Here is a 13,272-nt window from a genome sequence, read left to right on the forward strand (position 1 = left end):
CTGCGGGCGGCCTTCCCGGGACTCGGCCGCCCTTGCCCATCGGCAGTTACCGCTGCGTGGAGCGCGTCCCGCCATGCTGGACGAGGCCCGCCCGGGTGGCGACGCGACCCGCCCGTCGCTCCTCCCCCACAGCTACTACAAGTCGTCGTAGGATCCTCTACGACGGGCCATAGTAGTTATGTGTAGGCAATCTACGTGTAGGCTCGCTACGACAAGTGAGCCAACCGTACGGAGAGCCGGCCATGGACACCCTGCTGCTCGCCCGCCTGCAGTTCGCCACCACCACCTCGATCCACTTCCTCTTCGTGGTGGTCACCCTCGGGCTGGTGACCCTGCTGGTCTACCTCCAGACCGCCTCGGTGATCACCAACAAGCCGGTCTACGAGCGACTGACCCGGTTCTGGGGCCAGCTCTACGTGATCAACTACGTCCTCGGGATCGCCACCGGCATCGTGATGGAGTTCCAGTTCGGTCTGAACTGGAGCGGGCTGTCGCGCTACGTCGGCAACGTCTTCGGCGCGCCGCTGGCCATCGAGACGCTGGTCGCCTTCTTCCTGGAGTCGACGTTCCTCGGCATGTGGATCTTCGGCTGGCACCGGCTGCGCCGGGGCGTCCACCTCGCCCTGCTCTGGGGCGTCGCGATCACCGCGTACGCCTCGGCCTTCTGGATCATGGTGGCCAACGCCTGGTTGCAGAACCCGGTCGGCCACGAGGTACGCGACGGGGTCGCGCACCTCACCGACTTCTCCGCGCTGCTGGACAACCCCACCTTCCGCATGGCGTTCGGGCACGTCGTCACGGCGGCGCTGCTGGTGGGCGGGATGCTGATGGCGGCGGTCAGCGCGTGGCACCTGGTCCGGCGCACCGACGACTTCGCGCTGCACCGCAAGGGGCTGCGGATCGGCCTGATCACCTCGGCGGTGGCGATCTTCTTCGTGCAGGGCTTCGGCTTCGCCCAGTTCTTCGCGATCAGCGACGTGCAGCCCACCAAGTTCGGCGACGACCCCGCCGCCGCGCCGCTGATCGCCGAATGGACCGCCCGGTTCGGTCCCGGCGACTACACACCGCCGGCCCTCGCCGACGTCGGCCTCGGCTTCATGATCCTGATCGGTTTCACCCTCGGCCTGCTCTGGCTGCTGCTTCCGCTGCTGTGGCGGGACTGGATCATCCGGCTACGCGTCCCGCTGTGGATCCTCCAGTTCGCCCTGCCGCTGCCGTTCGTCGCGGTCATCCTCGGCTGGATCGCCCGCGAGGTCGGCCGCCAGCCCTGGGCCGCGTACGGGCTGCTGCCCGTGGACCAGGCCGTGTCGCCGGTCAGCCCCTGGCTGATGCTCACCTCTCTGATCGGCTTCAGCCTGCTGCTCGGCACCCTCGCCGTCACGAACTGGGTGCTGCTGGCGCGGCACGCCGCCCGGGGCGCCCACGACCCGGCCCTGGGCCGGCAACCGGACCAGCCGCCGGCCGACCCCCACCCCGAGCCCGCCTTCGCCTGAGGAGACGACCGTGGAACTCGCCTGGTACGCCCTGCTCGGCCTCTTCTTCGCCGTCTACCTGGTGCTCGGCGGGTACGACTACGGCGTCGGCCTGCTGCTCGCCCGCGACACCGACCCGGCCCGCCGGCGCGCCGCGCTCAACGCGGTCGGCCCGTTCTTCCTCGGCAACGAGGTCTGGCTGGTGGCCGCCGTCGGCATCCTGTTCGGTGCCTTCCCGGTGCTGGAGGGGGAACTGCTCTCCGGCTTCTACCCGGCGGTGCTGGGCGCGTTGACCGGGGTCGTGCTGGTGACCGCCGGCGTGCAGCTGCGCAGCCGACCGGCCGGGCAGCGCGCCCGCGCCCGGTGGGACCGGATCGTGGTCGTCGGCAGCGCGCTCGCCGCGCTGGGCTGGGGTGCCGTGCTGGCCGGGCTGCTCCAGGGCGTACCGCTGCGCGCCGACGGCCACGTCGCCGGGGTGACCCACCTCTTCACCCCGTTCGTGGCCGCCGCCGCGCTCGCCGTCGTCGCGCTGGTCGCACTGCACGGTGCGACCTTTCTCACGCTCCGGCTGCCCGCCGCCGACGCCGCGCCGGTCGGGCGGCTGGCCGCCCGGCTCGTCCCGGTGGCGCTGACCACCGTCGGCGCGGCCACCGTCGTGGGCCTGCTCTCCGCCGACGTACGCGCCGCCGCACAGCAGCCGCTGGCGGCCGTACTGCTGCTGTCGTTGCTGGTCACGGCGCTGCTGACGGCCCGCGCGGCGCTCGCGCGGCGACGGCCCGGGCTGGCCTTCGCCGCCACCTGCGCGGCCCTGGCCCTGCCGGTGGCGCTGGTCGGGGCGACCATCTGGCCCTACGCGCTGGTCTCCACGGTCGACCCGGGGGCGTCACTGACCGTGGCCGACGCGGCGGCGAGCACACCGACGCTGCGGCTGCTCGGCTGGCTGACGCTGCCGCTCCTGCCGGCCCTACTAGGCTTTCAGGCGATGTGCTGGTGGGTGTTCCGGGGACGGACCGACGGCAGGGCACCGGTGTACTGGTGAACCGCCGTCCCTTCGACCCGCGTCTGCTGCGCCGGGTCCCGGGGGCCCGGCGCGACCTCGCCATGCTCGCGCTACTCGGCGTGCTGGCCGCGGGGTTGGTCGTCGCGCAGGCCACGGCGCTGGCCGCGCTGCTGGCGACCGCGTTCGAAGGACGGCTCGACCGGCCCGCGCTGGCCGGCTTCGCCACCGCGGTGGCCGCCCGCTCGCTGCTGGTCTGGGCGCAGGGCACGGTGTCGGCGCGGGTCGCGGCGACGGTCAAGGCGGCGCTGCGGGCCGACCTGCTCGCGTCCGTCGGGCGACACGGCCCCGGCTGGGTCGCCGGGCAGCGCGCCGGGCAGCTCGCCACGCTGACCGGGCGCGGGCTGGACGCGCTGGACGCCTACTTCACCGGTTACCTGCCGCAGCTGGTGCTCAGCGTCACCGTGCCGGTCGCCGTGCTGGCCCGGATCTTCGTCGCCGACTGGAGTTCGGCGCTGATCATCGCGGTGACCCTGCCGCTGATCCCGATCTTCGGCGCGCTGCTCGGCTGGCAGGCACAGGCCGCCACCGAGCGGCAGTGGAGACGGCTCTCCCTGCTCGGCGGGCACTTCCTCGACATGGTCGCCGGGCTGCCCACGCTGCGCGCGTTCGGCCGGGCGCGGGCGCAGACCGAGGTGGTCCGCCGGATGGCCGACGGCCACCGGGTCGCGACCATGAAGACGCTGCGGATCGCGTTCCTGTCCGCGCTGGTGCTGGAGCTGGTCGCCACCCTCTCCGTGGCGCTGGTCGCCGTGCCGGTGGGCGTACGGCTGCTCGGCGGCGGGCTGACCCTCCAGACCGCGCTGCTGGTGCTGCTGCTCACCCCGGAGGCGTACCTGCCGCTGCGGGCGGCCGGTGCCCGGTTCCACGCCAGCATGGAGGGGCTCACCGCGCTGGACGAGGCCCTCACCCTGTCGGCCGCCGCGCCCGCGCCGGCGCGCGGCGAGGGCGCGGCCGTCCCCGACGGCCGCGGCGAGATCCGGTTCGAGGCGGTGACCGTGCGGTACGAGCGGACCACCGCCCTGCGCGACGTCACGCTGACCATCCGGCCGGGCGAACGCGTCGCCGTGATCGGGCCCAGCGGCGCCGGCAAGAGCACGCTGCTCGGCCTGCTGCTCGGCTTCGTGACGCCGACCGCCGGCCGGGTCACCGTGGGCGGGGTGGACCTGGCCGACGCCGACGCCGACGGCTGGCGCCGCCAGGTGGCCTGGGTGCCGCAGCGGGCCCACCTCTTCGCCGCCTCACTGGCCGACAACATCCGGCTCGGCGCCCCGGGCACCCCGGACGCGGCGCTCGCCGCGGCGGTCCACGACGCCGCCCTGGACGACGTGGTCGCCGGGCTGCCCGACGGGCTCGACACCGTACTCGGCGAGCGCGGGCACGGCCTGTCCAGCGGGCAACGGCAGCGGGTCGCCCTGGCCCGCGCGTTCCTGCGGGACGCGCCCGTGGTGCTGCTCGACGAGCCGACCGCCCGGCTGGACACCGCCGCCGAGGCCGTCGTCCTCGACGCCACCCGCCGCCTGGTGGCCGGCCGGACGGCGCTGCTGGTGGCGCACCGGCCGGCGCTGCTCGCCGACGCCGACCGGATCCTGCGGATCGAGGACGGCCGGGTCACGGAACTGACGCCCTCGGCGGCCGGGGAGGCCACCCGATGACCGACGAACGGCCCCCCGCCGACGCCCGGCCCCGCACGCAGCCCACCCACGCACCCGGCTCCGCCGACGCGGCCGGCGCCGCTGCCGACGCCCGGCCCGCCGACGCGCCCGGCGCCGCTACCGACGCCCGGCCCGGGCCGGGGCGCGCCGGCTCCGCCGAGCGGGCCGTGCTGCGGTTGGCCCGGCCGTACCTGAACCGGCTGCTCGGCGCGGGGCTGCTCGCCGCCGCCACCGAGTTCGCCGCCCTCGCCCTGATGGCCACCGCGACCTGGCTGCTGATGAGCGCCGCCGAACGGCCCCCGCTGGACCGCCTCACCGTGGCGATCGTGGCGGTCCGGGCGCTGGCGATCAGCCGGGGCGTGCTCCGCTACACCGAACGGCTCGCCGGGCACGACGCCGTGCTGCGGCTGATCACCGACGTGCGGGCCCGGGTCTTCGGCACCCTCGCCGCCAGCCCGGCGGCACGGCAGCGCTCCGGCGACGCGCTGAGCCGGCTCGTCTCCGACGTGGAGGCGGTGCAGGACCTGCTGCTGCGGGTGCTGGTGCCGGCCTCGGCGGCGGCGCTGGTCGGCGTGCTCGCGGTCGGCGGGGCGGCACTGATGTCGCCGGCCGCCGCCGGGGTGCTCGCGGTCGGGCTGCTGCTCGCCGGGGTCGCGCTGCCCGTGCTGGCCACCGCGCTGACCCGCCGCGCCGCCGCCGAACTGGCGCCGCTGCGCGGCGCCCTCGCCACCGACGCGGTCGACCTCACCCACGGCGCCGCCGACCTGGCCGCGTTCGGCGCCACCGGGCAGGCGCTGGAGGCGGCCGGGGCGCGGGCCCGACGGCTGGCCCGGTTGGAGCGGCGGCTCGCCGCCACCGGCTTCGCGGTCGACGCGGCCGGGGTGCTGGTGGCCGGGCTGACCGCCGGGGCGGTGGTGCTCGCCGCGCTCGGCGACGGCGTGGACGGGGTGCTGGTCGGCGTCCTGGCGGTCGGCACACTCGCCGCCGTGGAGATCGCGCTGGCCCTGGTCGGAGCCGCCCGGCAGTGGACCCAGCTCCGGACCGGCCTGACCCGGGTCGCCGCCCTGCTGGAGGCCCCGGCCGGTCCGGCCACCTCCGGCGGCGCCGAGGTCGGCCCCGGGCCGTACGAGGTGCGGTTCGAGGACGTCACCGTCCGGTACCGGGAGGGTGCCCCGCCCGCCCTGGACGGGTTCGGCCTCGACCTGTCGCCCGGTCGACGGGTGGCGGTGGTCGGCCCCAGCGGCGCCGGCAAGAGCACGCTGGCCGCCGTACTTACCGGCGCGGTGCGCCCCGCGCACGGGCGGATCACCCTCGACGGGCGGGAGCTGTCGGCGTACCGGGCCGAGGAGCTGCCCCGCGCCGTTGGCGGGCTGCTCGCCGAGGCGTACGTCTTCCACGCCTCGGTCCGGGAGAACCTGCTGCTCGGGCGGCCCGGCGCCGACGAGGAGGAGCTGGCGGCGGCGACCGCGGCGGCCGGGCTGCTGGACTGGGTACGCGAGCAGCCCGACGGCTGGGACACCGTGGTCGGCGAGGAGGGCGGTCAGCTCTCCGGCGGCCAGCGGCAGCGGGTCGCGCTGGCCCGGGCGCTGCTCGCGGCCCCGGGTGTGCTGGTGCTCGACGAGCCGACCGAGGGGCTCGATCCCGCCGCCGCCGACGCGGTGCTCGCCTCCGCGCTGGCCGCCACCCCGGCCGGGCACTCCGTACTGCTGATCAGCCACCGGCTCAGCGGGCTCGCCGGGCTCGACGAGATCGTGGTCCTGGACGCCGGGCGGGTGGCCCAGCGCGGCCGGCACGCCGAGCTGGTCGCCACCCCCGGCTGGTACCGGGACCAGTGGCTGATCCAGGAGGCGGCCGAACGCGGGTACCTGGCGCTGCGCCCCTGACGCCCGTCCGCCCGGATCCGGGTCGGGGCCAGGGTTCTCCCCGACGACGTCCGCTGCGGCCCCGTGACAGGGTGGGGCCATGCGGGGCGAGAACGACGCGACGATCGTGGAGGAACGGCTGCGGGAGCTGGGCGCGCGCCTGCGGGGGCCGCGCCGCCTCAGGTCCGACCTGCTGGCCGAGGCGCGGCACGGGCTGCTGGACGCCGTCGACGCGTACCGGGAGAGTGGGCTGCCGGCGGCGGAGGCGCAGCGCCGGGCGGTGGCCGAGTTCGGCACGCCGGCGGAGCTCGCCCCGGCCTACCAGGCGGAGCTGGCGGCGGGTGCGCTGCGCGGGCTGTCGCTTCGGGTCGTCGCGCTCGCCACGGTCGCGTTCGTCGCCGGCGACCTCACCTGGCAGGGGGCGAGCTGGGACGGCTCCCCGCCGCCGGCCGCCTACCAACTGCTATCGGCGTCGGTGGGCTGGATCTGGGCGGCGGCGTTCGTGCTGGCCGCGATCGGGCTGCTGCCGGCGGGGCGGTCGGCGCTGCGCGGCCGTGCCGTGGACCGGGCGGTGGGGACGGCCCTCACCGGGGTCCTCGCCCTCGGCGTGCTGGCCGGCTCGACCCTCTTCGCGTGGTCGATCGGCCTCTGGGACGCCGCGCTCACCTGGCCGCCCATGATCATCGGCACGGTGGTGGCCGCCGCCGGCTACCTCTGGCTCGGCCGGGCCGCGCACACCTGGCTGCTCGCCACCCGCTGAACCGGCGGTCAGGCCGGGGCGGTCGGCGGGGTGTCGGTGTCGAGGAAGCGGCCGACGGTGGAGCGGAACTCGTGCCACCCCGACCGCTCGCCGGCCAGCGCCCGCCGGCCCTCGTCGGTGAGCTGGTACGTCCGCCGCTCCCGCCCGTTGACGGTGCTCCAGGTGCTGGCCACGTGGCCGGCCCGCTCCAGCCGACGCAGCGCCGGGTAGATGGTGCCCGTCGGCAGGTCGAGCTGGCCGTCGCTGCGGCTGCGCAGCGCCTCGATGATCGCGTAGCCGTGCAGCGGACCCTGCTCGAGCACCGCGAGCAGCAGCGCGTCGAGGTGTCCGTGCAGCGCCTGGGCCTTCATGCGTAGCAACGCTACTTGTCGGCGGGCGGGACCGCCACCGGGGTGCGGGCACCGGTCGCCCGGAGACGCCCACTAGGGTATGTGCCCAGAGTCACTCGTCGGCGGCGGACGCCGACGGGTGGGCAACCCGAAGCACACGGAGGTCAGCGTGGCCCGCCAGTCGCCCCAACGGCCCGACGCCGACGAGCCCGAGCTCGACGACGCCGACGCCCCGGCCGAGTCCGGCACCGCAACCGTCTCTGCCGAGGCCGCCCGCGCCCTCTGGGACGAGCTGCGGATCGACCCGGTGGAGATCGCGCTGCCCGCCGGCACCGGCTACACGCTGCGGGCCTACCGCCCGGCTCGGGAGCTGACCCCGACCGACGTCGCCGAGCGCGACCAGGACGACCCGTTCCTGGCCCGCCGCCAGGTCGCGGAGGAGGAAGAGGAGGACGACGACGAGGCCGTCGTCATCCTCGACGAGGAGGTCGCCCAGGAGTTCGCCGAGAGCGACGAGGAGGAGGCCAAGGGCCGCCGCCGCGACGCGACCGACGACGAGGACGCCAAGGCCGACTCCGAGGACGAGGACGAGGCGGGCGACGAGGAGGTGCCGGTCTTCCTCAGCCACCGCGGGAAGCTGCTGCTCTTCAAGACGCCCGAGTCGCTGGTCAGTTTCGTCCGGTCCGGGGCGCCCAACGACCTGTCTCAGCTGGACAGCTGGAATGAACTGTCCGAACGGGTGGAGCCGGCCGACATCGCGCCGCTCGACGAGGACGTCTACGAGCTCGACCTGGTGGTCGAGAACCTCCGCGGCGGGCACGACACCTGGGACCCGACTCTGCTCATCGAGGCCGGCGAGGTCGCCCGCGACCTGGCGTACGCGCTGCGGCTGCCCGCGGTGCTGGACATGCTCTCCGCCGGCTCCAGCCTCGACGATCTCGACGAGGCGCTGCGCGCCACGGTCGACGGCGGCGTCGGCGGCTTCTTCGGGCGGCGCCGACTGAAGAAAATCGGGGCACAAACCGCAAGTCTGGGTTGGCGCACCATTGTCGGGAAGATCTCTGCGGTCGTGGACTGGCGCGACTGACCCTTTACGGGGAGCATCAGTCTCTGGCAGTGAAAGCCTTGTGTCCCGGGAGGAGGACGACGCCGTGGCGCTCGTGCGCGTGTACTGCGGTCTGGCCTCGGCGGATCCGGCCGACCGACCGGTCTCGGCCGGTTCGACGCTGACGTCCGCTGTGGTCGACGACGCAGGCCGTCTGCTGCATGTCTGCGAGATCGGCGACGACCCCGCTGGCTACGCCCAGCTGGTCGCGCTGCTCGTGGAGCGGTCGGGCGGGCCGAGCGGTGCGGCCATCGCCGCCGACAGCGACGACCACACGGTCACCTCGCTGCTCAGCGCGGCGGGTCGTCCACTGGCGATCGCGGACGACGACTCCGTCGACGACTTCGCCGAGCGCTTCGCCGACGACGACTCCCTGGAGGAGATGCAGTCGCCCCCGGCCGAGCGGCGTGCCGTCGGCCTGGCCCGTGCCCTGCAGGCCGGCGCCCTCTCCGCCGTCACCCTCCCGGCTCCCCGGGACCTCGCCGGCTACAAGCAGGTCCTCGCCGCGCACGCCGCCCTGGCCAGCGGCCGACACTCCGCCGCCGTCGCGCTGCGGGAGGTGCTGCGCGAGCTCTACCCGGCCGCCTTGCGCGCGTACCCGGACCCGGCCGAGCCGGTCTCGCTGGCCGTGCTGGACGCGCTGCCCGAGCCCGGCATGCTGACCGGCACCGTGGGTCGCGGCGGCGACGCCCCGGCGGAGGCGGTCGCGACGCGTCTCGCCGCCGACGGGGTCGCCGACGCCGACGACCTCACCTCGGCGGTGACCGCCCTGCGGGTCGCCATCAGCGAGACGCCCCGACGCGCCACCGTCAACCGCGCCCTCACCTCCGCGGTGGCCGACACCGTACGGCAGGCCGTCGCCTCCGTCCGGGCCTGCGACGCCGGCTGCCAGGCCCTGGTCGGCGCGCTCAACGAGCGGGTGGGCGCGCCCGCCACGCCGGCCCTGGGCCGCCGCGCCGCGACCCGCCACGGCGAGCCGCTCGGCGACGCGCCCGGTCGCGCCCCCGCCGGCGCGCTGCCCGGCCTGACTCCCACCGGCGGCCTGTCCGGCCTCGCCCCCACCGGCGCCGCTCCGCGTCCCCTGCGGCCCGCCGAACCCGAGCCCGCCCCGGGCGGTGGCCGCCGCAGCCGGCCCGAGCCCGTCTCCGGCACGACGGCGCCCCCGGCCCCCCGGCCGCTCGGCCCGCCGCCGGTCGCCCCGGCCCCCGTCACCCCGCCCCCGGTCGCGCCGACGCCGGTCACGCCGGCTGCGGTCGCCGGTCCCCCGGTCTCCGCGCCCCCCTCGCGGCCCGGAGCGCTGCCGAGCCGGATCGACGGTCCGACCAACCGGCCGGTGTCCGCGCCGCCGCCTCCGCCGCCGGGGATCACCCCCATCGCCCCGGCGCAGCGTGGCGCGGTGCCGCCGGCCGAGGCGGGCGAGCCGTTCCGCCCGACCCTGACCACCGCGGCGATCCAGAACGCCCGCGCCGAGCGCCAGCGCACCGTGATCCCGCCCCGGCCGAAGACGAACGTCGAGCCGGCCCCGCCCACCGGCGGTTTCAGCGCCACCGACCTCAGCGTTCCCGTGCCCACGCCCCGGCCCGACCAGGAGGCCACCCCGGCCGCCCGCACGGAGCCCGCTCCCCCCGGCTCCCGGGCGAACTGGCCGCTGGTCAACAACCCGGAGGACCCGGCCGACAGCTCCGCCAAGAACCCGGTCGCCAACTCCTACGGAGAGCGCGGCGGACGCGGCGTCGACGCCCCGACCGATCCGGGGGCGGAGCGCCGGGTCACCCCGCCCTGGCTGGCCGACGACCTGCCCCAGGAGCCTCCGGTGCTGCGGTTGGTCGAGCCGCCGCCGCTGGCCGACCGCGCGCTGCGCGGCGGGACGGGTCCCGCCCCGGACGCGCAGCCCGAGACGCCTCCGCTGCGGCTGGTCGACCGCGAGGAGGCCGCACGCGGTGGCCGACCTGTCCCCCGTGACGAGCGGCCCGCAGCCGAGTACCGGCCGGCGCCCCCGGTCGAGCGCCGGCCTCCGCCGGTATCCGACGAGGGCGACGGCGACCTGCTGATCTTCGCCCAGGCCAAGTCCGCCTGGTTCGTGGGGCACGACGACGAGTCCAACCTGGACTGGTCCACCACCGCGGACACCGGCTGGCAGGCGGCCGAGCAGGCCGCCCGCCCGGCGGTCGGCGCCGAGACCCCGGCCGGGCTGCCGAAGCGGGTCCCCCAGGCCAACCTCGTCCCCGGCTCCCCGCTGCGGGACGAGCGACCACTGCGGATCGTCCGCGACGCGGCGAGCCTCGCCGAGAACACCACCGGCTACTTCCGTGGCTGGCGCCGCGGGCAGGAGATCGGCGGGTTCGCGGTGGGCGGTCGGCCCGGTCGCGAAGCCGCCGGGGGCTGGGACTTCACCCGTGACACGGGCGACCGCGACGACGACCGGGAATACGAGTACCGCTCCGCCGGCTACCGCTCCTGACCGCCGGGAAATCGCCTCCCACCTGCGTGTTCATGCCCACACCCGGATAATTTGACGCCACCTCGCGGCGGCCGGGAGCATACCGGCGGAACAGCCGGCGGCAGGGGCCGTCGGGTGGGAAGGCGACTCATGGCGACATCGGCAACCGGCTCCTCCGCGTTCACCCGCCGTGGCCTGCTGGCCGCGACGGCGGGCACGCTCCTGCTCAGCGCCTGCGGGCGAGGCGAGGGGGACGCGGGCGGTCCCGCCACGACGGTCGCGCCGGGCGGCCAGGAGCTGCTGATCGGGGTCAGCCTGGAGCTGACCGGCCCCGGCGCCGCGCTCGGCGTACTCCAGCAGCGGGCGTTGGAGATCACCCTCGAATCGCTCAACGCCAAGGGCGTCCCGATCGGAAACCTCCGTCGCGCCGTACGGCTCGAGGTGCGCGACAACGCCGGCGACCCCGCGCTGGCAGCCCGGCAGGCCACCGCGCTGGCCCGCGACACCGGCGTGCACGCCCTGCTCGGCGGCACCATGGCCGAGACCTCGATGGCTCTGGTCCAGGTGGCACAGAAGGAGCGGGTGCCGTTCCTCTCGCTCGCCTTCGGCGACGGGATCGTGCTGCCGCTGGCGCAGCGGACGTACGTCTACAAGATGACTCCGGACGCCGGCGACATGGCCCGTCGGCTCGCCCGGCTCATCGCCTCGCAGCGGCTCTCCCGGGTCGCCGTGCTGGCCGCGGCCGGCCTGCACGGCGAATCGGGCGTACGGGCGATGCGAGGTGCCCTGCGCACGGCCGGGGTGACGCTGGCCGCCGACACCCGGCTGCCCCGCACCGGCGAGGACTTCCGCCCGGCGGCCCGCGCGGCGGCGGGTACCCGCCCCGACGGGGTGGTGGTGTGGGCGACCGCCCCCGACTCGGCCGCCGCCGTCGGGGCGCTGCGCCGGGCCGGCTACGACGGGCCGGTGTTCCTCGACGCGGGCGCGGTGGCGGAGCAGACCCTCCAGGGCGGGAACGCGGCCCTCCTGGAGGGCGCGTACGCCGTGCACCCGACCTCGCTGGGCGGGGCGATGCTCGCCAACACCACCATGTCGGCGTTGGAGCGCAAGGAGTTCGTCTACCGCTACGTGCAGCTGCACGGCGGGTTCAGCGGCTTCGCCCCGTACGCGTCCGACGCGGTGCAGCTCATCGCCGACGCGGCCCGGCTCTCCACCAGCGTCGACCGTGGACGGATCCGCGCGTTCCTCCAGAACCAGGTCACCGAGGGGATGGCGGGGATGTACTCCTTCACCCCCATCCGGCACGGCGGCATGGACCAGGGCTCGCTGGGCGTCTACACCGTCAGCGCGGGTGCCTGGACGCGGGTGTCCTGACCCCGCCCCGACGGGCCACCCGAGCGCGCCCGGCCAGCGCGGGCGGCTCACCGCACGGGCCAGGCCCGCGCCCCGCGACCTGGACAGCGGCCAGAGCACGGCTCGCGCGACCTGGACAGCGACGAGCGCCCGGTGGCGGCCGAGGCCGTCACCGGGCGCGTGTCGCGTCGATCAGGCCGGCGCCACGGCGCGCGAGCGCCGCATGGTGAGCACGTACTCGACCAGCGAGATCAGCACGTGCTTCGTCGACTCCCGGTTGCGGGCGTCGCACGCCACCACCGGCACGTCCCCGGAGATCGCGAGCGCGTCCCGGACGTCCTGCGGATCGTGGTACTGCATCCCGTCGAAGCAGTTGATGGCCACCAGGTATGGCAGCCGCCGGTGCTCGAAGAAGTCGATCGCCGCGAAGCAGTCGGCCAGCCGGCGGGTGTCCACCAGCACGACCGCGCCGATCGCGCCCCGGACCAACTCGTCCCACATGAACCAGAACCGGGTCTGACCCGGCGTACCGAACAGGTACAGGATCAGGTCACGGTCGATCGAGATGCGGCCGAAGTCCATCGCCACCGTGGTCGTCGTCTTGCCCGGCACCTGCCGGGTGTCGTCGACGCCCACGCCGGCGGAGGTCATGATGGCCTCGGTCGTCAGCGGCGTGATCTCCGAGACCGAGCCGACCAGCGTCGTCTTGCCGACGCCGAATCCACCGGCGATAACGATCTTCGCCGACGTCACGCGCCCACTCGGGGTCGGCGGGCGGTGCGACATGTCAGAGCCTGCGAAGTCCACTCAGCACCCTCTCCAGCAGTTCAGTGCCCACCGCGTCGTCCGAGTCGTCCAAGATGGTCGGCTCGTGGACCGCGACCAGGCCGTCCGTCGCCATGTCGGCGATGAGCACCCGGGCCACACCGAGCGGGAGCTGCATCCGCGCCGCGATCTCGGCGAGCGACTGCACACGTCCATCACACAGCGCAGCGATGTACTGGTGCTCGCGACCCTGACCGCCGTTGCCATTGGCAGCGGCGCGGCCGCGCACCGTCGTCTCGACGAGCGCCTCCAGCGCGATGTCGAGGCGGGGGCGGGTACGACCGCGGGTCACGGCGTATGGACGGACCAACGCTCCGGTCGGCTCGTCACGATCGACCATGTCGCCGCTCACCTCCCTCGCACCCGGCACCGGCTCCGATTGGAGCCCGTCGTCGTCGTTGTCGTCGTCGGCCC

General features: G+C 75.6%; 11 protein-coding genes. 8 read left to right on the plus strand and 3 right to left on the minus strand.

What is annotated here, in order from left to right; all coding sequences use genetic code 11:
- The first annotated feature begins 242 nt into the window (after positions 1 to 242).
- The 5 genes from ACTMS2_RS05745 (at position 243) to ACTMS2_RS05765 (ending at position 6,806) form a co-directional block, all read left to right on the plus strand.
- Positions 243 to 1,493 carry a cytochrome ubiquinol oxidase subunit I gene (locus tag ACTMS2_RS05745; protein WP_441174426.1) on the plus strand — a complete coding sequence of 417 codons (1,251 nt, stop codon included), beginning with the start codon at positions 243 to 245 and terminating at the stop codon, positions 1,491 to 1,493.
- Positions 1,494 to 1,503: 10 nt separating this feature from the next.
- Positions 1,504 to 2,511 (plus strand): cytochrome d ubiquinol oxidase subunit II, encoded by a 1,008-nt coding sequence (locus ACTMS2_RS05750; protein ID WP_441174427.1) that lies wholly within the window; start codon positions 1,504 to 1,506, stop codon positions 2,509 to 2,511.
- Positions 2,508 to 4,184, plus strand: a complete 1,677-nt coding sequence (gene cydD / locus ACTMS2_RS05755) for a thiol reductant ABC exporter subunit CydD (RefSeq protein ID WP_441174428.1) — start codon at positions 2,508 to 2,510, stop codon at positions 4,182 to 4,184. The genes ACTMS2_RS05750 and cydD overlap by 4 nt, the downstream gene beginning before the upstream one ends.
- Positions 4,181 to 6,067, plus strand: coding sequence for a thiol reductant ABC exporter subunit CydC (gene cydC, locus ACTMS2_RS05760; RefSeq protein ID WP_441174429.1), 1,887 nt, complete (start codon positions 4,181 to 4,183; stop codon positions 6,065 to 6,067). The genes cydD and cydC overlap by 4 nt, the downstream gene beginning before the upstream one ends.
- A gap of 79 nt (positions 6,068 to 6,146) precedes the next feature.
- Entirely contained in the window at positions 6,147 to 6,806 is a 660-nt protein-coding gene (locus tag ACTMS2_RS05765) for a permease prefix domain 1-containing protein (protein ID WP_441174430.1), read from the plus strand.
- A gap of 8 nt (positions 6,807 to 6,814) precedes the next feature.
- Here the strand turns inward: ACTMS2_RS05765 and ACTMS2_RS05770 are convergent, their stop codons facing one another.
- Positions 6,815 to 7,156 (minus strand): PadR family transcriptional regulator, encoded by a 342-nt coding sequence (locus tag ACTMS2_RS05770; RefSeq protein ID WP_363620355.1) that lies wholly within the window; start codon positions 7,154 to 7,156, stop codon positions 6,815 to 6,817.
- 118 nt (positions 7,157 to 7,274) lie between these two features.
- Between ACTMS2_RS05770 and ACTMS2_RS05775 the strand changes: the two genes are divergently transcribed.
- The 3 genes from ACTMS2_RS05775 to ACTMS2_RS05785 all read left to right on the plus strand — a co-directional run bounded on the left by ACTMS2_RS05775 (position 7,275) and on the right by ACTMS2_RS05785 (position 12,054).
- On the plus strand, positions 7,275 to 8,222 hold the full coding sequence (locus ACTMS2_RS05775) for a DNA primase (protein ID WP_441174431.1): 948 nt from the start codon (positions 7,275 to 7,277) through the stop codon (positions 8,220 to 8,222).
- A 40-nt stretch (positions 8,223 to 8,262) separates the two neighbouring features.
- Positions 8,263 to 10,701: a transposase gene (locus ACTMS2_RS05780; RefSeq protein WP_441174432.1), complete on the plus strand. Its 2,439-nt coding sequence runs from the start codon at positions 8,263 to 8,265 to the stop codon at positions 10,699 to 10,701.
- A gap of 129 nt (positions 10,702 to 10,830) precedes the next feature.
- Positions 10,831 to 12,054: an ABC transporter substrate-binding protein gene (locus ACTMS2_RS05785; RefSeq protein WP_441174433.1), complete on the plus strand. Its 1,224-nt coding sequence runs from the start codon at positions 10,831 to 10,833 to the stop codon at positions 12,052 to 12,054.
- A 171-nt stretch (positions 12,055 to 12,225) separates the two neighbouring features.
- Here the strand turns inward: ACTMS2_RS05785 and ACTMS2_RS05790 are convergent, their stop codons facing one another.
- On the minus strand, positions 12,226 to 12,819 hold the full coding sequence (locus ACTMS2_RS05790) for a GTP-binding protein (RefSeq protein WP_089002065.1): 594 nt from the start codon (positions 12,817 to 12,819) through the stop codon (positions 12,226 to 12,228).
- A gap of 1 nt (position 12,820) precedes the next feature.
- Positions 12,821 to 13,198 carry a DUF742 domain-containing protein gene (locus ACTMS2_RS05795; RefSeq protein WP_350685443.1) on the minus strand — a complete coding sequence of 126 codons (378 nt, stop codon included), beginning with the start codon at positions 13,196 to 13,198 and terminating at the stop codon, positions 12,821 to 12,823.
- Positions 13,199 to 13,272: the final 74 nt, after the last annotated feature.

Source organism: Micromonospora sp. SD12 (assembly GCF_052068495.1).
Classification (GTDB): Bacteria; Actinomycetota; Actinomycetes; order Mycobacteriales; family Micromonosporaceae; genus Micromonospora; species Micromonospora echinofusca.